Annotated in this window: 11 protein-coding genes and 1 pseudogene; 6 read left to right on the top strand and 6 right to left on the bottom strand. The window is 39.4% G+C overall.

What is annotated here, in order from left to right:
* Positions 1 to 1,180 precede the first annotated feature (1,180 nt).
* The 4 genes from MSBRW_RS23460 to MSBRW_RS10360 all read left to right on the top strand — a co-directional run bounded on the left by MSBRW_RS23460 (position 1,181) and on the right by MSBRW_RS10360 (position 10,876).
* The gene (locus MSBRW_RS23460; protein ID WP_011307724.1) at positions 1,181 to 7,549 is read left to right on the top strand and encodes a PKD domain-containing protein; all 6,369 of its coding nucleotides are present in this window, start codon (positions 1,181 to 1,183) and stop codon (positions 7,547 to 7,549) included.
* Between the two features lie 703 nt (positions 7,550 to 8,252).
* A complete protein-coding gene (locus MSBRW_RS10350; protein ID WP_048102922.1) occupies positions 8,253 to 8,522 on the top strand; it encodes a hypothetical protein in 270 nt (89 codons plus the stop codon).
* A gap of 389 nt (positions 8,523 to 8,911) precedes the next feature.
* Positions 8,912 to 9,970 carry a hypothetical protein gene (locus MSBRW_RS10355; RefSeq protein ID WP_230669680.1) on the top strand — a complete coding sequence of 353 codons (1,059 nt, stop codon included), beginning with the start codon at positions 8,912 to 8,914 and terminating at the stop codon, positions 9,968 to 9,970.
* The gene (locus MSBRW_RS10360) at positions 9,971 to 10,876 is read left to right on the top strand and encodes a mechanosensitive ion channel family protein (RefSeq protein ID WP_011307722.1); all 906 of its coding nucleotides are present in this window, start codon (positions 9,971 to 9,973) and stop codon (positions 10,874 to 10,876) included.
* A gap of 36 nt (positions 10,877 to 10,912) precedes the next feature.
* On the opposite strand, the gene MSBRW_RS22970 is transcribed toward MSBRW_RS10360, so the two are convergent.
* The 5 genes from MSBRW_RS22970 to MSBRW_RS10385 form a co-directional block, all read right to left on the bottom strand.
* Positions 10,913 to 11,080 carry a hypothetical protein gene (locus MSBRW_RS22970; protein ID WP_196297990.1) on the bottom strand — a complete coding sequence of 56 codons (168 nt, stop codon included), beginning with the start codon at positions 11,078 to 11,080 and terminating at the stop codon, positions 10,913 to 10,915.
* Positions 11,043 to 11,951, bottom strand: coding sequence for a mechanosensitive ion channel family protein (locus MSBRW_RS10365; RefSeq protein WP_230669682.1), 909 nt, complete (start codon positions 11,949 to 11,951; stop codon positions 11,043 to 11,045). The genes MSBRW_RS22970 and MSBRW_RS10365 overlap by 38 nt, the downstream gene beginning before the upstream one ends.
* Before the next feature lie 315 nt (positions 11,952 to 12,266).
* On the bottom strand, positions 12,267 to 14,699 hold the full coding sequence (locus MSBRW_RS10370) for a plasma-membrane proton-efflux P-type ATPase (protein ID WP_011307720.1): 2,433 nt from the start codon (positions 14,697 to 14,699) through the stop codon (positions 12,267 to 12,269).
* Positions 14,700 to 15,510: 811 nt separating this feature from the next.
* Entirely contained in the window at positions 15,511 to 18,006 is a 2,496-nt protein-coding gene (locus MSBRW_RS10380) for a plasma-membrane proton-efflux P-type ATPase (protein WP_329957361.1), read from the bottom strand.
* Positions 18,007 to 18,346: 340 nt separating this feature from the next.
* A complete protein-coding gene (locus MSBRW_RS10385; RefSeq protein ID WP_011307718.1) occupies positions 18,347 to 19,309 on the bottom strand; it encodes a glycoside hydrolase family 130 protein in 963 nt (320 codons plus the stop codon).
* A gap of 455 nt (positions 19,310 to 19,764) precedes the next feature.
* Between MSBRW_RS10385 and MSBRW_RS23880 the strand changes: the two genes are divergently transcribed.
* A complete protein-coding gene (locus MSBRW_RS23880) occupies positions 19,765 to 19,899 on the top strand; it encodes a hypothetical protein (RefSeq protein ID WP_268990253.1) in 135 nt (44 codons plus the stop codon).
* A gap of 203 nt (positions 19,900 to 20,102) precedes the next feature.
* Here MSBRW_RS23880 and tes read toward each other — a convergent pair whose 3' ends face one another.
* Positions 20,103 to 21,590 (bottom strand): tetraether lipid synthase Tes, encoded by a 1,488-nt coding sequence (tes, locus tag MSBRW_RS10390; RefSeq protein ID WP_011307717.1) that lies wholly within the window; start codon positions 21,588 to 21,590, stop codon positions 20,103 to 20,105.
* 564 nt (positions 21,591 to 22,154) lie between these two features.
* Here tes and MSBRW_RS24460 point away from each other — a divergent pair.
* A pseudogene (locus tag MSBRW_RS24460) lies at positions 22,155 to 22,695 on the top strand (helix-turn-helix domain-containing protein); the annotation flags it as partial.
* Between the last annotated feature and the right edge of the window lie 265 nt (positions 22,696 to 22,960).

Below are 22,960 nucleotides of genomic sequence, written 5' to 3' on the forward strand. Positions count from 1 at the left end.
TGAAAGCAAATAAATCCTTAACTTGAAAAACAATAAAAAATCGAGGCTAAAGGGTTGAGAGATCATTGATCAAATCTGGCAAAATAGCCCTTTAGCCTCGTTGAACAGAGTTGAAAACCAACTTTGGTTTGAAATTTTTAATAACTGACACCATTACCTAATCTCAGGTTAGCATGAAAGTGTGGAATAAAACTGGTTCCTCATGTGTATTCTTCCTTTTCTGCTCATAATCACATTTAAACTTCGATGACAATTTTTTGGTTAGTTTAGGTACAACTTTGAAAAATCAAAATGCCGACAATTTACTGCAAGTGGTGAGGGCTTAATAACCAAAAAAAGCAGGGTAGAGTACTTTCATTTATTTGTTCATGTTGTTCGAAAAATATTATGCGCATTTAGATTCCTTTATCCTAATGATAAATATCCTATTATGGATTTATTTGTTCCTGTTATTCGAAAAATATTATGCGCATTTAGATTCCTTCATCCTAATGATGAGTCTATCCCAAAACCTATTTAATTCTAAATCATCCTGAGTTTTCAGGATCATTTTAGTTATTAGGTATTCAATTGACTGTTCTAAATACAAGGTTCACAAATCAAATTTTGAGTTTCAGGATAGGCTCGATAAATATCCTATTATGGGTAAATAATAACATAAAAAGATATAAATCATGGATATTATGTTACTAATATATATATTTGTGTTAATTATGATGAATATAAATTAATATGTTCTTATTTTTTTCAAACAACTTAAATACTTCTTACTATTCATTCTTTTTTGAGTTTCTCTGAAAAAGGAGACACTATCTTCAAAGCAGGATTAAACGTCTGGCCCTTTACAAACTGACAATAAAAATAAAAGTTGTAATTTTGAGAAATTTGTCCATACAGCTTTTAAAAATTTTGTTTTTGGTCTCAAAAATAACTACAAATTTTACAGAGTAGTCGGATTTTAGGAAGTTGAATCTGATCTGAAAACCATTCGCGAGTACAGATTTAAATTTTCAAATTCACGGCAAAAAGGTTTCAATTTTTTTGTTTATAGGAGTTTTTCCTCCAAATTTGAACAGATACAAAATCATTACGATTCAACCCGAACAGACCTCTCAGGCCTTTCCAAAGCGGGCCGCAATAGTAGGTTTCAGGGAGAATCTCAAAGTAGGTGAATAAAAAGATGAAAAAAATATTTCTGATTCTCTGTATCGTTGCACTGATGTGCATGACTGGATTAGTGTCCGCAGCAGTTGTGACAGATGCTCCTGTCGCAAACTTCACTGCTAATCCCACCAGCGGCACTGCCCCCCTAACTGTACAGTTCACTGACATATCCACCAACGCAACCAGCTGGGCGTGGGACTTTAATAACGATGGAACTGTAGACAGCACTGAGCAGAACCCGGTTTACACTTACACCGCAGCTGATAACTATACCGTCAACCTCACGGTTGCCAATGCAGGTGAGAAGAGTGATTCTGAAGTAAAGACCGATTACATTGTCGTAAATGAATCGCTTCCGAAGTCACTGGTTGCAAACTTTACTGCAAATGTGACAACCGGTACATCACCACTGACCGTCGAATTCATAGATATCTCTACTGGCTCACCGACGAGCTGGCAATGGGATTTCAACGATGATGGGATAATTGACAGTACTAAGCAGAATCAAATCTACACGTATTCAAAAGCAGGTAACTATACCGTCAACCTTACGGTTTCCAACGCCGACGGTAACGATTCTGAAGTAAAAATCGAGTACATTATTGTGAGTGAATCACTTTCTGGAGCTCCGGTTGCAGATTTTGCAGCAACACCTACTTCTGGAGATGCACCACTTACTGTTAACTTCACTGATGCTTCAAATGGTACGGTTTCTTCCTATTCATGGGACTTTGATAATGATGGAACTGTGGACAGCACTGAGCAGAACCCCTCGTATACCTACACCTCAGCTGGCAAATACACCGTCAACCTCACTATCACGAACGCCACTGGTAGTGACTCCAAAGTGAAAACGAATTATGTAACTGTAGAAGGAACAGGAACTGGTGGACTTGCAGACACAGCATGGCCCAAATTCCACAGAGATCTCAACAACACCGGGCAATCACCATATAACGGGCCGCAGACTAACACTACCATATGGAACTACACCACTGGGTCCATCAATTACGCATCTCCTGTTATTGGATCAGATGGAACCATCTATATCGGGAGTTACGGAAACAGTAAATTATATGCAATAAACCCTGATGGAACCCTAAAATGGACATACAACACAGGAGGCAAAATCTCAGGTTCAGCGGCTATCGGGACAGATGGAACAATTTACATTGGAAGCTACGACAAAAATATTTATGCAATAAACCCTGATGGAACCCTAAAATGGGCATACAACACAGGAGGCTCAATCTCAGGTTCAGCGGTGATTGGATCAGACGGAACCATATACATAGGAAGCAGTGACGATAAAGTCTATGCTATAAATCCCGACGGAACCCTAAAATGGACATACACTACAGGAAAAACGATTTCCGGTTCATTGGCGATTGGAAAAGATGGAACTATATACATAGGAAGCTATGACAAATATCTACACGCACTAAATCCCAATGGCACACTTAAATGGAAATATAAAACATGGCAATTCTACCATGGATCCCCATCAATTGGAACAGATGGAACTATATATACAGGAAGCTCTGGAAGCAGTAACTTATACGCATTAAATCCCGATGGAACACTAAAATGGAGATATTCCACAGGGGATATATATGGAGGCACACCCGCAATTGCAACTGATGGAACTATATATATAGGAAGCTACAGTCGTAGCCAAATCTATGCCTTGAATCCTGACGGAACACTGAAATGGACGTACAACGCAGGAGCTATTTTTGGTTCAATGGCTCTTGGAGCAGACGGAACCATATACATAGGAAGCAGTGACAAGAAAGTCTATGCAATAAATCCTGATGGAACCCTAAAATGGAGCTATACCACCGGAGGCACAATATACGGTTCGCCAGTTATTTCAGCAGACGGAACTCTTTACATTGGAAGCTACGACGGTAAATTATATGCTTTCAAAGATGTTGGTCCTGTTGCCAATTTCACCGCCACCTATGTTCCCGGTGCCCCGCTAACAATTCAGTTTAATGACACTTCCAGCTATAACCCGACTTCTTGGGCATGGGACTTTGGAGACAACGAGACCTCCACTGAGCAGAACCCGGTACATACCTATGCAAAAGCTGGGAACTACACTGTCACTCTCACTGCAGCTAATGATTACGGCAGCGACGCTGAGACTAAAACTGAAAGATTCGAAACTTTAGTCGCCACATCGATCACGGTTTCTCCTGTTTCTGCTCAACTCTATCTGAACAAGACCCAGCAGTTCTCTGCAACTGCTATCGATCAGTTTGGGAAAAACATGTCTGACGTTTCCTTCACCTGGTTGAGCAGTAACGAAAGCGTTGGTACTATCAATACCTCAGGGCTATTAACATCTCTTGCCCCAGGCACGACAAATGTCACCGCTTCATCCGGGAATGTCAGCGCATTCGCACAGGTAACAGTCATAGGGCCATCTCCAGACCTTAACATATCTTCCGTCACCTCCACTACATATCCAATTTCTTACAATAAAATCACTGCAACTATCAGGAATGAGGGAACCGAGGATGCAGGTGCATTCAAAACCAATTTCACAGTGGACGGCAACACCACGAGTATTGAAATTCCTGGACTCGATGTGGGAAATACAACTACTATTAGCATCACTGACATGGTAAGACGGAAATCTGGAGATTCCATCCCTATCATGGTCATGGTCGACCCTGAAAACTCTGTTGCCGAAGCAAATGAGACCAATAATTTGTACACAACAAATGCGACCATAACTGCAAGTGGTGATCTCTGGCAGGGTGGCCGGTTCTCTGTGGGCCACGACCTAGTAAATAATGCTGTTTACGAGGAAGGAAATAGCGGAGTGGCAATTGCACTGTCTGGTGCCTATACTTCAAGTTCCAGCGCGACAGGTATTACTTTTACTAGGACTTTTAGTGCTGAGGACATGAAAATCCCAGCAGGGGCAACCATTAAATCAGCCAGAATCTATCAAGGCTGGACCTGGTACGGCGATCCCGGATTCAACATGCAGTTCAACGGCCGTGAGAGCCAGAAACCTGATGTCAAATATATTGATTCCATTAATGGTCAGGCTGTCTTTGATGTGACTCCTTATTTCAATGCAACAGGCAACAACACCGCAGTTATAGCCTCAACAACTACTTCCCAAGTTGATTTTGCCTACTACGGCACATTGCTTGTTGTGGTTTACGAGGCTCCCAGTGAACCCTACAGGCAGATCTGGGTTAATGAAGGCAGCGATTGCCTGCTCTACAGCATGGGTACCGGCTATACCATGTTCGAAAATGTGACTACTGACGGTCTTTTCTCCGCTAAAATCACCACAGTCCTGGAATCAGGTGATGGTACGGATGGTAGCAGTATCACCTTTAATGATAGATCCCTTTCTAACACTGGAAGCGGCGGAGCAGATCCACTTCTCAGGTATTTTAATGTATCCGATGCCCTTCGGGATGGAGAGAACGAACTGGGAGTCGCTGGTAATAGCTACTTTAATCTTGCCAATGCTATCCTCGAAGTCACCAAAGTAACCGCCTCTGAAGCAAATTTCACAGCAAACACTACGAATGGAAACGCTCCACTAAACGTGAAATTCACCGACACCTCTACAGGTACCCCAACCAACTGGACCTGGGACTTCGGAGACGGCAAAACATCAACCGAGCAAAACCCGACTCACATTTACAAGTCAGAAGGAAATTATACCGTAAAACTCACGGTATCAAATTCCCTTGGAAGCGATTCAGAGGAGAAAAACGGGTACATAACCGTTGGTTCTGTAGTCCTTGCTCCTGAAGCCAATTTCAGTGCAGATCAAACAAGTGGTAATGCGCCTCTCACTGTTCAGTTCAAGGACAAATCTACAAACACTCCAACTTTGTGGGAATGGGACTTCGGAGACGGCAAAACCTCTATCGAACAGAATCCATCTCATACTTATGAAACCGTGGGCACATACACCGTAAATCTGACTGCCATGAACTATGGCGGGAGCAACACCACAACAAAAACCGACTACATAACTGTAACTTCTGATACTTCAGCACCGGTTGCGAGTTTTACTACCGATTCAAATTCAGGCCAGGTGCCTTTTACAGTCAAGTTCACAGACACCTCCACAGGTAAAGTAAGCAGCTGGAATTGGGACTTTGGTGACGGCAGCACTTCCATAAAACAGAATCCCACCCACACTTACGTGACAGAAGGAAGTTACAATGTCACTCTCACTGCCACTGGTCCTGGAGGAAGTAACACAGCAACTTCTGCCAAGCCTATTATTGTCAGTACCCCGCTTACCTCACCAAGTTACAACGGAGGGATTCCACTGACTACCGCTCAGAACGGAACTGTTTCAGGCGGGTTATGGTATGATTCGTATCCCGGATTTTCAACATCTGCTCAAAAAACATTTACTTTGCCTGATTACACTAAGGTTAAATGGGCCAGGCTCTACGTCGATGTCTACGACGGACATATGGAAAATAATTACCGTGGCAATGTGAATATCGACATAGATGCAAACGGAGACAGCAAATACGAGATACAGAAGAATGAGACTTTCGACACAACTTATTCGTTCCCAGGCGAAGGCGGAATCGGTCCTGTCTGGTTAAGTGACCACATGAACCGTGTAACAAGCGACTACCTTATGTGGTACGACCTTACCGATGTGATTACAGGTCAGCAGGTTAATGTTCAAGCCACAACCACAAAAATTGATTCGTCATTTGACGGTCGTGTCAAAGCTATGATGCTGGTTGTTGCATATGACGATGGCGATTCTGACCAGGTTTATTACTGGGTCAACCAGGGCCATGATACAGTTAATCCGCTGGATGAAACATATACGGGTTCGACCTCATTTGGTACCTCCTCACTTGCAAGCGGTTGGAGTTCAGCAAATCTGACTGCGATCTATCTTGCCAGCAAAGATGGGGGCTACACTTTCAATGGAACAACACTGGATTCTGGTGTGGCATCAGGGTCTTATTATGGAGCTAATACCTGGGATATAAGCAGCCTTCTTGGTGCTGGACAGGACAGTGCACTTACTTACAACAAGCAGGACAGCAGCTACTATAAGATTCCACTTGCCCTTATGAGTGTCAAGTATACGTCAGCTTCACCTGAATTACTCACTGCAGATTTCAAAGCGGACGTAACAAGCGGTAATGCACCTCTAACGGTTAACTTTACGGATCAGTCAACTGGATCACCGACGTCCTGGTTCTGGGACTTCGGGGACGGTACAAATGCTACCGAGCAGAATCCGATCCACACGTACATATCAGCCGGTAACTATACTGTCAATCTTACGGTTGCAAATGCTGACGGCAATGATTCTGAAGTAAAAACTGAGTACATTATCGTAAGTGAACTACTTCCTGGCGCTCCGGTTGCAAACTTTACAGCCAATAAGACCAGTGGAAAGGCTCCACTTGACGTTCAGTTTACAGACGCTTCAACTGGTAATATCTCATCCTATGCATGGGACTTTGATAATGATGGAACTATAGACAGTAACGAACAGAGTCCTTTGTATACCTACGCTTCAGCCGGCACCTATACTGTCAACCTTACGGTTGCAAATGCTAACGGTAACGATTCGGAGGTAAAAACCGGGTACATTAAGGTCTCCAGTCAATCTTCATCAAAGCCAGTAGCTGAATTTTCTGCGTCGCCTACTTCAGGAAAAACACCATTAAAGGTTAAATTTACTGATACAAGCACTGGTTCTCCAACTTTCTGGTTCTGGAAATTTGGAGATGGATCAAAATCATTCCACCAGAATCCTGTTCACAAGTATTCAAAGGCAGGAACATATACTGTTAACTTGACAGTAAAGAATGCTAAAGGCAAGAACACGGTAACAAAAACACAATATATAAAAGTGATTACAAAGCCAGCTGCAAACTTCAACAGCAGTGTTACATCAGGAAAAACACCATTAAAGGTTAAATTTACTGACACAAGCACAGGAATACCTGCTAAATGGAGATGGGACTTTGGAGATGGATCAAAGTCATTCCTTCAGAATCCGGTTCACAAGTATTCTAAGGCAGGAACATATACTGTTAACTTGACAGTAAAGAATGCTAAAGGCAAGAACACGGTAACAAAAACAGAATATATAAAAGTGATTACAAAACCGGTTGCAAACTTCACCAGCAGCGTTACATCAGGAAAAACGCCATTAAAGGTTAAATTTACCGACACAAGCACAGGAATACCTGCTAAATGGAGATGGGACTTTGGAGACGGAGCAAAGTCATTCCATCAGAATCCAGTTCACAAGTATTCTAAGGCAGGAACATATACTGTTAACTTGACAGTAAAGAATGCTAAAGGCAAGAACACGGTAACAAAAACACAATATATAAAAGTTATATAAAAGTGACAACAAATACAAGACCTGGAATATATTCTGAAAGCAAATAAATCCTTAACTTGAAAAACAATAAAAAATCGAGGCTAAAGGGTTAAGAGATCATTGACAAAATCTGGCAAAATAGCCCTTTAGCCTCGTTGACCAGAGTTGAAAGCCAACTTTGGTTTGAAATTTTTAATAGTTTACTGCACAATTTTTGGCTTTGTAAAAACCTGATATTAAAGGGTATGATTTATTGAAACATAAGCGCTAGAATTTTTTTATTTTTTCACAAGATTTAATGTTATTCAAATAAATATTAATATTACTCGATTTAGGGAAATTAGCACCTACTTTGACCCTATATGATTTGAGAATGTTTTAAAAACACTAGCGAAAAACATTTACTTTCAAAAAAACTAATATTTTAGAAAGTGATGGACAGTTCACATAGTAAAACCAATATTTTAAAAAGAAATATAATTACTTACCAAAAGTATTACTTTGAAATTGAATATCATTTTATCTCTTCAACGTTTCCAATTCATTGTGATTTTTATACGATATTTTATTGTTGACACATCACTAGTTTCTGTAATTGATAGAGATTAATTATTTATAAACAGCCGGTCGTTATTTAATTATTATTATATAATTATTTTTTTATTTAAGTTGACCAAGTTTATTCACAGGTTCAACTGATCTGATTTGTTTATGGGGGTAAAGGATGAAGGTGAAATTGATAATTCCTCTGCTAATCCTATGCTTAGCTTTTTCTCCTGGATTAGTGCAAGCACAGACTGATATGACTGGAAGTATGACCGGAAATATTACTGAGAATATAATGATCAATAATATGGGTAACGTAACCGGAAACATAAATGGAACCATGATTTGCAACATGACTGGAATGACTAGAATGCAAAATATGACCGGAAATATGAGGAATATGCCAATGATTGGAACCATAACCGGAAACATAACCGGGGGCATGTAACCACAATGCAGAATATGACCGGAAATATGGGGAATATGCCGATGACTGGAACCATAACCGGAAACATAACCGTGCATATGAAAAATATGACAGAAATGCAGAACATGAAAAAATGCAGAACATGAAAAATGCAGAATATGGCAAAAACACAGAAAACTCGTAACTAATCTGTTGCTTGTGCTTAAGAGCATAAAATTCCAAATCTGTTATGTCGGAAGATCACGGTTTCGAAATTAGAAATATGGATTCGTGAGCTTAAACTTAAGCACATAATTCGATGTCAATAGAAGGCTATGTACCCAAAAACGCGGAACTAAAGATATAATTATTTTCGACTAATATGAAACAGTGACGAGACACACCATTAAGTGCAATAACCGAAATATAATATGGGGAATATGGTGGGTATTCAACATAGCAGTTCCGGGGAAAAGGACTTTGTAGAAGTTCTTGGATTAAGGGAGGAGATCGCGAAAATCCAGTCAACAATTGCTGATTTTGAGACGGGAAAAAAGCTGAATATAGCCATTATAGCCGAACCTCTTAGAGGAAAAACTACCCTGAGCAGTGAAATTGAGAGAATAAATTTAAACAGGGCAACAAAAATCACTTTTTCTAAAATTGTCCAGAATAAAAACGAAATTTCCCTCCCGAATGACACAAAAAAAGTAGTAGTCTTTGATAACTGTCATTTTCTGTATATGAGAAAACCAGGTGGTTTTGACATCTTTTATGAATTTTTGGATATGATTAGCTCTCAGAACAGGATATTTGTCACTACCTGGAACATTTATTCCTGGAAATACTTAAATGAAGCTTTCGGGCTTGGGAAATATTTTCCGGTACAGATCTTCATTCCTGCTTTTGAAAAAGAAAATATCAGACTTTTTATTCTCAAAAGATATGAAAAAAATGAGATAAAATTTGCTAAAGATGAAGAATCCGAAGAAAAACCCTTTTTCTATATAATAAAATATCCTGTAGAGCTAGCTTCACTAGGCAAAAAAATTTTTATTCCAGTCCCTAAAATAAATGTCTCCTATCTCAGGAATCGCCTTCTGAAAAAACAAAAAATCGAAGCTGCTGAGGACCAGGTATTTGAAAAGCTTTACCTGGAATCAAATGGTAATCCCGGAATTGCTTTGAGAATCTGGGAGCTTGGGCTTGACTACCCCCGGATAAAGCCTAAAAATATAGGCATATTTTCGTATGAAGTAGACCTTGAATATGAAGAAGCTTTTACTTTGAACCTTATTCTTTCTTACCAGGGCCTTAAAAAATCTGAAATCGCCGAAATAATAGGCTCTATGGTGAGTGTGGACAAAATTCTCTACCAGCTTTTAAGCCAGGAACTTATTTTGAAAAATAAAAATGATTCTTATCGTGTCAGGCCTGAAGCCCTGAGCAGTGTTATTACATACATGGAAAAACTGAGGTTGGTGTGGTAAATGGTGGACGGAAACACAAGCAGGGAGCAACTTTTAGAAACTCTCAGGTCGGTTGATACGCAAACCCTCATAACTATGGCTCTTATTGTATTAATTGCATATGTTCTTGGCAGGGTCATTACCATTCTCTTATTAAAACTTTCAGAAAAATTGAGCCATACTGGTAGAATAAAAGTAGAACTAGTTATCCCGATCATAAAATTTGTAATCTACCTCATAGCTTTTTATTTCATCTTTAGAGAAATATTCAAAATTTTCGGACCGGAAATCTTTCTCCTTGCTGGACTTCTAGGTGCAGCCATTGGATTTGGGCTTAAAGACCTTTTTTCAGATATCGTCGGAGGGCTGGTAATTACATTTGAAAAACCTTACCAGATAGGGGATAAAATTTCAATTGGGAACTATTTTGGCGAAGTCACTGATATAGGTCTAAGGGCAACGAAACTGTTCACACCTGATGCCAATGTCGTTACGGCCCCAAATAGCCTGATTTTCAAAGAAACCGTTGCCAGTGCAAATTATGGGGTCTCGGAAATGATGGTTGTAATAGACCTGTATATTGCAGGAGAGTCACATGTAGAAACTGCAATGAGGATTTTATGGGAAGCAGTTGTGAGCTCTAAATATGTTTATATCTCCAAAGAAAAGCCTGTTATTCTGCTGCATAAAGCCCTTCCATTCTACACGAGGTTAAGGGCCAAAGCTTATGTCAATGACCTTAGAGACCAGTTCAAGTTTGAATCAGATGTTCACACAAGGGCCTGGGTAGAATTCCAGAAGAAGGGGATCATGGCTCCCCAGCTCCATATCTTGAATATTCCTTCAATAGAAGAAAAGTATGAATCAGACGCTACAACTCGGAGAAATCTGGGGGCAAATGTAAGAGGTCTTAAAGATTCCAAATAAAAGAGATTAAATTTACAAAAATTATTTCTTTGAGTTTTAATGACGATGGCTAATGCTTTTGTTTTGTTCAGGCTGAATCACTGCATCCAGATAAATTACTACATCCAGATAAACTACTACATCCAGATAAACTACTACATCCAGATAAACTACTACATCCAGAGAATTATCTACCCATAAGGTCGATACTTGTAGCAGTTCCAACCATTATATCTTTTTCTTTTTCAAGGGCTTCAAGAATATTTGAGACCAAAAGGTGGCTAATTTCTCTCCTTTTCCTGGGCTCGACTACATATCTTAACTGCATTTCTATCCAATTTTCCTCCATTTTCATATAGAGCTTTGTCTGTACATCATAGGTAGTAATAAAATATTTTTGCCCCATTCGCCGGAGTTCTTTCTGTGCCAGGTTTTCGAACTCTCCTAATATTGAACCTGCAACACTGAGTGTAATTCCCTCAGCTTTTTTCCAGTTGCTCCCGTAAATAAGTAGAAAACGAACTTCGTCCCAGATAAAGGAATAATCCCTAGTGTAGTTTTTTATCGTTTTATTGAGGGCAAAGCTGTTAGGGATATGGAGAATCCTGCCAGTATACTGATCTGCATCCACCCATTCCCTGATTTCCATTATTGTGGTACTTATGCTCCCTATGTCAAGCACATCACCTACGTTGTCTTCAACTTGAATCCGATCTCCTGCTTTAAAAGGGTGGTATAAAATTAGGAGAACACCTCCGACTATGTTGCGCAAAAGGTCTTGAAGTGCAATTGCGACTCCTGCACTGAGAATCCCATAGGCAATAAGCAGGGTGCTGGTTCTCTTGAACCAGATCGCAAAAAGTGCGGCAAAAGCAAGTACTGTGATAAGGATAGATGCAGTTTTTCTCAGAGTATATCTATCTTTGGCAGTCGATACTTTTCTAAGAATAAGATTTCCGGTAATGAAATTTATTATATAGGCCAGAAAAATCACAAGTAAAGAGATCAGAAGGGCATCTAGGAGAGATCGATCCTCGAAGATGTAGAAGTTAGTCAGGTATCGGATATATGCGATAAAAAGGATCAAAATGAGCAAAATAAAAATATTCAGTCTCCTGATAACCCTCATGCAGATAAATATATAATGTCTTTTATATATAAAATATGGCTGCGGTAGCCAAGACTCCTTGATGCTTGATTCGGTCAATGTTAGCTTTGGACTAAGAGTTTATCCAAAATGGGTACCTGCTGTAACTTTAACAATAGGCAATATGTAAAACCGGAACGAATACTTGGATATTAGATCTTTATTGTGATTTTTCAACATGCATTACTGACTTTTCGGATAGGCTCTTAGCCGAAGACACACTTATTTCACTTATTTCACTTATTTCACTTTGTCTTTTAAAAATCACCCTTTACGGTCCATTATTTCATAAAACTTCACTTTCATAAAATCAGTTATGACAAAAGCCGCCAGTGCATAGATCCAGATAAAACCCGCCAGTTTCCATCCAATTGGAGATATATAAAATCCATACACTGCAACTAATGTTGCCAGTATTTTTGTAATCACTGCAGCCCAAAAAAGTACCTTTCCCGGAGGAGGTGACCAGAAGTGCCCCCTGTTGCGGGCAACGAAGATGGTCAGGTGCCCGGCGATTGCAAGCTTCAGGAAAATAAAAGATTGTAGTACACCTGGACCGAGGTAAAGAATCCTGGCTCCTATATAATATATTACAAAAGAAAAAAACACACCTATGATTCCCAGAAAGGTGGACATTCTCAGGACTTCGCGCATGTTCCATTTTTCTGGGATTAGGGAATATCTCACATTATCATAGGCGATAGCCATTATAGGGGCATCATTGAGAATAGCGAGCAAAACAATCATTATAGCGGTTACAGGATAAAAGTTAAACACAATTATTGCAGTAGCAATAAAAAATAGCACCCTTACAGTCTCAGCTATTCTATAGATGGCGTAGCTCTTCATCCTCTGGAATATCATGCGGCTTTGTTGAATTGCATTAATAATGGTCGAGAGCCCTGAGATTGTAAACACTATGTCTGCAGCGGATTTTGCAGCATCTGTAGCCCCTGCAACAGCAATTCCAGCATCAGCCATTTTAAGGGCAGGGACATCGTTGACTCCATCACCTGTCATGCCAACAATATGTTCTTTTTTCTGAAGGAGTTCAACGATCTTGTATTTGTGTTCGGGAAAAACCTGGGAAAAACCGTCTGCTTTCTCTACAACTTCCTGGGCTTCAGAATCTGGTTTTTCTACAAAATCATCAGCTGTAACTATATTCGTGCCCAGACCTACCTGGCTTGCTATTTCCTTAGCAATGGCAAGGTGGTCTCCTGTTACCATTTTCACATTTACGTTAAGGGAGTTTGCTGTCTTTATCGTCTCAGCGGAATCTTCATGCGGTGGGTCATAAAGTCCAAAGAGACCTGTAAACCTGTATTTTCCTTCCTCTTCTACACAAACTCCCAGGGCACGGTACCCCTTTGAAGCCATAGAATTTACTTTTTCTTCTACTTTCTGCCTTATTTCTTCTTTATTGCTTGACATGCCCAGAATAACCTGGGGTGCGCCTTTGGCAACTTTAAACTCTCCTTCTGGCCCTTTAACCGCAGCCTCGGTGTGCTTTATGACAGGGTCAAATGGCGTGAATTTCTCGATTTCATAAGTTTTTATTTTGTCTTCAAGGGATTCGGTGTCTTTTGCCTTCTGGAGAATTGCATTGTCAATAGGGTCATTGTCCTCTTCCCTTGAAGCCAGAGATCCATAGATCAGAAGGTCGTTTTCTTTAAAGTCTCCGAAAGGCACCAACTCGGATAATTTTAGCTTGTTCTGGGTAATTGTACCGGTTTTATCCGAACATAGAATGTCCATTCCTGCCATTTCTTCTATGGAGACCAGTTTGCTGACGATAGCTCCTTTTTTTGCAAGTTCAGTAGCTCCTACAGCCATTGAAACGGACATTACTGCTGGAAGAGCTGCAGGAATTGCAGCGACTATTAGCACAAGCGCAAACTGGAGGGTTTCCAGAAAAGGAGTGTGCCTGAAAAGCTCTTCTACAACTAAAACAATTGCAACAATACAGCCCGCAAGGACAATCAGGTAGTTTCCGATATTGAGAACAGCTTTTTGAAAGTGGCTCCTGGTCCGAATCTCGGCCACCAGTTTTGTTGTTGCTCCAAAATAGGTATTCATGCCCGTAGCCACAACCAGAGCATTCATTTCACCTTTCTGGATCACAGATCCTGAATAGGCAATGCCATCAGATTTTTTCTCTACAGGCAGAGATTCTCCCGTAAGGGCTGATTCGTCTACCTGCAGATATTCACCTTCAAGGAGCTTAAGGTCAGCAGGCACAACATCCCCTGAACGTATGCGTACAATGTCTCCCGGAACCAATTCCCGTGCAGGTATTTGGGCCCATTGTCCTTCTCTAAGTACCCTGGCATTAAGGGCCATTTTCTGCTTAAGGAGTTCAATGGCATTGTCAGCCTTATGTTCCTGCCAGAACCCCACGACACCATTTAAGATAAGGAGCAAGGAGATTATTATAAAGTCTTCCCATCGCTGGATGACACCTGAAATTGCAGCTGCCACTTCAATCATCCAGGGAATTGGACCCCAAAAATAACTTAAAAATTTTATAAGCGGGTTGACCTTCTTTTCGGAAATTTCATTATAACCATACTGCTTAATCCGGTTTTCAGCTTCCGATGAAGAAAGTCCTTTATTACTTGAATTAAGGTTTTTCAGGACCTCACCCGCAGGCGAATCCTTGATTTCATCGATTTTGAGATTTACATTTTCTGCCATAAATATCCCCAACCCTTTATTATTCCAATCAAAATTGCCCAAAATATTGGTGATATCAGAAAGGCACCAAATTACATCTGTTTAGAACTATGCAGTTGAATTGGAAAATCAATGGCATAGGCCTATAAATATTTAAAATGCAAATTTAAATTATAGTGCTTATTGTAATTAATTTTGTACCTATTGTAATTAATTTTGTACCCCAGGTGAGTAAGTCCTTAAATTATTGAATATTACTTCAGGCTTGTTTCTCTCATAACTTTCTTCTTTCAAACTTATCTTATTATTAACTTCAGTTTTAAGAACAGACTTTTGAGCAAGTTTCAAAAATCAGGTTCATTTTTTGAAATTGTATACCTGTAGTATACATGATGATCAAATTCCCATTATAATATAGAAGCGAACAAAATAAAAGTTTATGACATAATTTTATTATTGTCTAAGAAATACTAGGCTTTATTTATATTGGGAAATCTTACTAATGAACCTTAAATTTCAGGGATCTAAAAAATGGTTTGAAATTACAAAGCAGATTAATATGGCTTATGCTTTAAAAAACCTTTAATGAGGTTATCTTTTAATAAATACATTTTGTTTTTGCTTAAAATCGATTTAATTCCTAAAAATGCTGTAAAATTTATTGAAGAGGACGTAAAATCCTCTTCTGGTAAATATTTGTAAAACCTCCGCTTATCCCTATAAAGAAGATTACAAACATAGACTGCTTTCGAGATACCAAACTTTTTAGATTTCCATTTCATCAAGTAAATTCCTGCACAATACGACATATTTTCCTTTTGAAAAATCAGCTTTAGCGCTCTAGTCTCTCATAGAATTTCACTTTCAGAAAATCGATAAAAACAAAAGCTGCAAGTGCATAGGCCCAGTCAAAAATCGCCAGACCCCATCCTATGGGAGTTATATAAATTCCATATACTACAAAGAGGGTTGCTATCACTTTTGTAATCACCACAGCCCATAAAAGAAGTTTTCCTGGAGGAGGTGACCAGAAGTGTCCCCTATTTCGAGAAAGGAATATGGTCAGGTTCCCGGCTGCTACGAGTTTCAGGAAAATAAAAGACTGTAGTACATTAAAAGTGAGGTGAAAAAAATAAATTCCTATATAAATGGTAGAGAACGAAAAAAATACACCTATAACTCCCAGAAATGTGGCCACCTTCACAACTTCGCGCATATTCCATTCTTCTGGTTTCTGGGAATATTTCACTTTGTCATATGCAATAGTCATTATAGGAACATCGTTGAAAATGGCAAGCAAAACGATCATGATGGCGGTTATGGGATAAAAATCTAGCACAAGTATTGAAGTGGCAATAAAAAAAAGTACCCGGATAGTTTCGGCAATTCGATAGATAGCATAGCTCTTCATCCTCTGAAATATCATGCGGCTTTGTTGAATTGCATTAATAATTATCGAAAGACCTGGACTTGTAAATACGATGTCTGCAGCCGATTTTGCAGCGTCCGTAGCCCCTGCAACAGCAATTCCTGCATCAGCCAATTTCAGGGCAGGGACGTCATTAACTCCATCACCTGTCATGCCAACAATATGTTCTTTTTTCTGAAGGAGTTCAACGATCTTGTATTTGTGTTCAGGAAAAACCTGGGCAAACCCATCTGCTTTTTCTACAACTTTCTGGGCTTCGGAATCGGATTTTTCTTTAAAATCATCTGCTGTAATTATATTCGTGCCCAGACCTACCTGGCTTGCTATCTCTTTGGCGATGGCAACGTGGTCTCCAGTTACCATTTTCACATCTACGTTAAGGGAGTTTGCTGTCTTTATTGTCTCAGCGGAATCTTCATGCGGTGGGTCATAAAGTCCAAAGAGCCCTACAAACCTGTATTTTCTTTCCTCTTCTGCACACACCCCCAGGGCACGATATCCTTTTGAAGCCATAGAATTTACTTTTTCTTCTACTTTCTGCCTTATTTCTTCTTTATTGCTTGACATGCCCAGAATAACCTGGGGTGCGCCTTTGGCAACTTTAAACTCTCCTTCTGACCCTTTTACCGTAGCCTCAGTGTGCTTTATGACAGGGTCAAATGGCGTGAATTTCTTGACTGTATAAGTTTTTATTTTGTCTTCAAGGGATTCGGTGTCTTTTGCCTTCTGGAGAATTGCATTGTCAATAGGGTCATTGTCCTCTTCCCTTGAAGCCAGAGATCCATAGATCAGAAGGTCGTTTTCTTTAAAGTCTCCGAAAGGCACCAACTCGGATAATTTTAGCTTGTTCTGGGTAATTGTACCGGTTTTATCCGAACATAGAATGTCCATTCCTGCCATTTCTTCTATGGAGACCAGTTTGCTGACGATAGCTCCTTTACCTGCCAGTTGAGTGGCTCCCACAGCCATTGAAACGGACATTACGGCAGGAAGAGCTGCAGGAATTGCAGCGACTATCAGCACAAGCGCAAACTGGAGAGTCTCCAGAAAAGGGGTATGCCTGAAAAGCTCTTCTACAATTAATACAATCGCAACAACGCAGCCTGCAGTGATGATCAGGTAGTTTCCGATTTTGAGGACAGCTTTTTGAAAGTGGCTTCTGCTCTTAATCCCGGCCACCAGTTTTGTTGTCTCTCCAAAATAGGTATTCATGCCCGTAGCCACAACCAGAGCATTCATTTCACCTTTCTGGATCACGGATCCTGAATAGGCAATGCCATCAGATTTTTTCTCTACAGGCAGGGATTCTCCCGTAAGGGCTGATTCGTCTACCTGCAGATATTCCCCTTCAAGGAGCTTAAGGTCAGCAGGTACAACATCCCCTGAACGTATGCGTACAATGTCTCCCGGAACCAATTCCCTTGCAGGTATTTGGGCCCATTGTCCTTCTCTAAGTACCCTGGCATTAAGGGCCATTTTCTGCTTAAGGAGCTCAATGGCATTGTCAGCCTTATGTTCTTGCCAGAATCCCACAACCGCGTTTAAGATGAGGAGCAAGGAGATTATCACAAAGTCTTCCCATCGATGAATGACACCTGAAATTGCAGCTGCCGCTTCGATCATCCAGGGAATTGGACCCCAAAAGTAACTGAAAAATTTTATAAGCGGGTTGATTTTCTTTTCGGAAATTTCATTATAACCATACTGCTTAATCCGGTTTTCAGCTTCCGATGAAGAAAGTCCCTTATTACTTGAATTAAGGTTTTTCAGGACTTCATCCGCAGGCGAATCCTTGATTTCATCGATTTTGAGCTTTACATTTTCCCCTATAAATAGACCCCCAATCCGTACTCTCCCAACATAAAATGCAAAAAATTCAGGCTCATTTTTCCTATAGATCTCTTCTTTGAACCTGTTATTTTTCGCAGTTGTAAATCTATATCATGAACCCGATCAAATTCCCATTTATAACATAGAAGCAGACAAAATAAAAATATATGACATAATTTATAATTTATTATTGACCCGGAAACTTGGGACCATACCTATTCTGGCAATTTTTGGCGTTGAACCCAGTATCTCCGAATGATATATGGATTTTACATGCAGCAAGCCAATGCTAATGAAAAAAATAGAGTTGTTTCTATATTCTGTTTTTTCAAACAATTTTCAATATTTTTTCAGACTGCTTTCAATATTTTTCAAACTATCTACAATATTTTTCAAACTATTTGCCGTATTATTCAGGGCATTGCATCCCGGGACATCCATGGATATACTGCATAACATCGCTCATTTTTGCACTGGCCATTGCTACAGACATATCTGCGCTTCCATAATAAATACGGAGTTCATCGCCCGCAAGGATCCATCCACACGGGAAAACAACATCATTAACATCTCCAGTCCGCTCATACATTTCACGAGGCCCGAAAACCCAGCCTTCTGACCTATGGAGTACTTTTGTAGGATCTTCAAGGTCAAGAAGAGCAAGTCCGAGACGATAACTCTTTTTAGATGTTGTCTGACGTACCCCATAATACAGAATTAACCATCCATCAGATGTTTTCATTGGCGGAGGGGCTAGTCCAATTTTACGGGCATCCCACCATCCTCCTTCTCGAGCGTATAGAAGAACTTTATGTTCTCCCCAGTATTTCATATCAGGCGAAAAAGATATCCAGAGATTTGCCTTTGCACCCGCAATGTTAGATACGGGCCTGTGTAACATTGCCCATCTGCCATTAAGTCTTGTAGGAAAAATAGCAGCATCTTTATTTTCAGGCGGCATTATAGGCCCTACTCTCTCAAAATTAGTGAAGTTTTCTGTATAGGCAAGCGACGTTAATGGACCAGAATCCGAAAAAGCCGTATAAGCTATAGCCCATTTTCCCATCTCATCAATGTAAGTTATACGTGGGTCTTCAATACCATATACCTCTTCAGAATAGTATGTTGGATCCGAGGTAAAGGTTGGTTTGGGGTCAATTTCCCAACCGTCAATTCCATTCTTACTTCTAGCTACTGTAAGATGGGAAAAACCTCTGTGGTCTTCAGCCCGTACCAGTAGTATAGTTGTATTGTCAACCATAACCGCTGCAGGGTTAAATACCGAGCTGACTTTATAAGGCCAATAATCAGCTGTAAGTATCGGATTCTTCTTATATCTTACAAATAATTCTCCTTCATCTTTCCAGATCATATTATTCCCCATTCCTCCCGATTTAGAGCCTATTCTAAAATGTGTGGCGAATTACAGATTACAATTAGCCATATACACAAATTGAATAGTGCTAGATATATGATGATGCTAGATATTATAAACCAATTCTAAATTAAAACACGCTCTTAACGACTTAGGATAAGCTCTGAGTTTTAGAATAAGCATTAGAGAGGTAAAAGAAGTAGTCTTATTATCAAAGAAGGCTGGAAGACTTATTCCTCGCCACTTTCCAATGAAAGCCTGAAAGTGATAGGTGGAGAATGAGAGCCGTCAACTTCCCAACTTTCTACCGCTATAGTTTCTGTAAATCTTAATATGGTTTCATTAAAATTAATCAATGGTTGTCATCATCAAAAAATTGCAATATTAGTGGATACAAACATCCAAATCTTACTGAAAATATAAAGTAATGGCTTTGTCCCGAATGTAATGCTTTGCACTCCCGTGATGTAAATACCGCTATTAATATCAAAAAACTTGCACTCATTGAACGCGAGGAAGGACTTGTGGACTTGTTGACAGAAGTCAGGGGAATGAAGCAAGAAGTTGTTTATCCCTCAAAAACTTGAGCCGTCAGGTGAGAGTTTTAGGGCAAGGTAGTTCATTCAGCAATCTCAGTAACAATCATTTCATTGCCGAAAATTACGAAAGTATTTTGATGTTTCAAAATATATTTTGATGTTTCAAATATCTTTTGATATCTTTAGATATATTTTGATATTTGGAACTGTATCTTGATATTTCAAAATATTTTTTGATTTTCCTAAATCTGTTATTCTTGTTCAGATTCGTGCTCCTGTATATAAGGCACCGAGAACTTTGATTCGACGGAGTCTCTATGAAAGTTGTTATATGCGCAGAAAGGAATTATTCTACCGTCTGGTAAGGCATAATGTACTCCGCATTTTTTGACTCTTTCGAGATCTATATTGTATAAATCCTGAAAATGCATTGTTCCGAGGAATAGTGTATTTCTGTGAAAACGTGATGTATTTTCCATGTCACCTTTTTTAAGGACACCGAGGATCATCTGGACTACATTTATCGACTTTGGTCCTTTCTTCTCGTCAATATACCTTGGCACTTGCTTGATGATCTTTGCAAGGGTTAGAACTCTGCTAATTTTTCCATTCATCTCAGAAGTTGCTTCCTTCAGGAATTCAACAAAACCTTCTACGTCAAGAAAATTTGTAATTGGGATAAAGTGACCTTCTTCAAAGAAAACATAAGTTCCAGCACCGCAATGTTGGTGAACTGTCAACTCCGGAATAGGAACTTTTCTCATAGCTGACAGAAAACGGCTCATAGGAACCACAAAGGATACCGGATACCAGGCATTACGGGGAATCTCTCCATTAGTCTGTTCTTCCGCAAGCTTTATGACATCAGGTATGGTGATTCTCCTCTGTTCTCTTTGAGACTGATCTATTCTTCCTGTAAACGCAATCGGCTGGAAGTTCACTCCTTTTATAATATCAAGATTTTCGGCTGCATAACGGATGATCCCTCCTACTTGAGAATCATTTACACCTTTTGCAAGAGTTGGGACAAGTACAATACTTTCAGGCCCGAAACGTCTACAATTTTCAATAGCTTTTTTCTTCGAAGGCAGAGCGTTAAAGCCCCGAGTTTCGAAATAAGGCTCTGGAGTGATCCCGTCAAAAGCCAGGTAAATAGTACGCAATGTAGCGTCTCTTAACCTTTTGCAGTATTCAGGGCTATTAGCAAGGCGAACCCCGTTGCTTGCAAGCTGGATATGTGCAAACCCAAGCTCCTGGGCCAGTTCAATAATCTCTGGAAGGTCATCTCTTACTGTTGGCTCTCCACCTGAAAACTGAATTGCAGAGCAGGGAACAGGTTTCTCGTTTCTGAGTGTTTCCATCATCTTTCGGATTTCTTCGAAGCTTGGTTCGAAAACGAAGCCTTTTACTTTTGCATTTGCAAAACATACAGGGCATCTAAGGTTGCATCTATTAGTAACATCTATGTTTGCAAGCAAAGTTCCAGATTCATGATGCTGGCAGATCCCGCAACCAAAAGGGCAGTTTAAGGGACTGTAACTCTGGAAGTTTGAAACCCCTGCTCCTGTATATGAATACTTTTCGAACTTCTTGTAGAGTTCAGCATCTGACCAGTAGACATCCCTGAAACTCCCATGATCAGGACATTCTTTTTCCATTATTATTTTCTCATTTTCCTCAAAGATCGAAGCTTCAATTACTCTTTTGCATTCTGGGCAAATAGATTTTGTTAGTCTCATGCTTTCACCCTAACTCGAGTAACTATACATGACAGCAAGATGTAGCTTTTAGATCATACATTCAGATTTTGGGAAACTTTTTTTGAATTTTTCCATAGCCTTATTTACATAAGATTTTTAGTTTTGTCTGAGTTTTCTTAGTAACTATTGAATAAAAGTTAACCAGAGTCAAAGCTCAAAGTTTTGCAGGACGAGATTTCGGATCATAAAAGGAACATAATGGTGATAATTCAATTTACAAACAGTTCTTAAGCGCTTTTTCGTCTATCATTTTGCTAAAGTAGCCTTTCTACCATTACGTAAAACTATTTATTTCGTCCACTATCTCGAAAAATTGTTTTTCTTTCCCCCATTTATAAAATAAAGCTTTAATATTATTTAAATTCATTGAATAAATGTTATATCTAATGCTAAATGTAAAAGAGTCTCTTCTAGACTTTAAATAAAGAATCTTTTATAGCCATTAAACTATTTCTTTAAAAGAGATCTCATACTTATAGCCACTGTATATATAATGCAATGTATCTACACATATATATTTGATTTATTTATATTACTTTAGTTATGAGTTTAGAGATGTTTACTGCTTCTGATATTGCCACAGCTATATGTCATTCCTGTGACAAAAATGAGAAGTTAATACTTCAAGCATTATTGTTGGTTAAAAATGATTTGAGTCCAGCTAAAGTTGCTGAAGATTTTTCAGTTCATTGTTCAACAGTTCATTGTTGGATGAAAAGAGCTGAAGAAGAAGGTTTGTCTAGCCTTAAATGTAAACCTGGTAGAGGAGTAAAGTCCTATTTAACTGCAGAGCAACTTTCTGAATTAAGGAAAGCACTCTCAAAACCTATCTCAATAGACGATGGTTTTTCTCGCGGTTGGAAAACTGGAGACACGCAAAACTGGGTTACAGATGTGCAGGATATGGATGAACCATATGGATGAATCAAAACTTGAGAAGTTGGCAAAGAAGTCATGGAAAATTGAGGAATATCACAGAGGAATAAAGCAATTCTGTGGTGTCGAAAAATTTCAGGCAAGAAAGGAAGAGTCACAAAGAGCACATATAATGTTCTCATTAAGAGCTTTTCTTAGACTGGAATTATAAAGAGAGCTAATCCCAAAACTCAAAATTGCTTCTCTGAATCCTGTATTCCAAACAATCAATCAAGTTTCTGATCATGAAAACAATCCTGAAAATTCTTGATGATTAAGAACGAAATGGCTTCTGGGATAGGCTCAGAATCAAAAGTGGAATATCCTGGTTTGAAAATACTATGAAAATTGAACGAGTGGCAGTGACGGAATATTTGAGGAATCCTCAATACATGTTAAATTAATTCGGATATTTTTAGAGTTAGTAAAAAAGA

The organism is Methanosarcina barkeri str. Wiesmoor, assembly GCF_000969985.1.
In the GTDB taxonomy this organism is placed as follows: Archaea; Halobacteriota; Methanosarcinia; order Methanosarcinales; family Methanosarcinaceae; genus Methanosarcina; species Methanosarcina barkeri_B.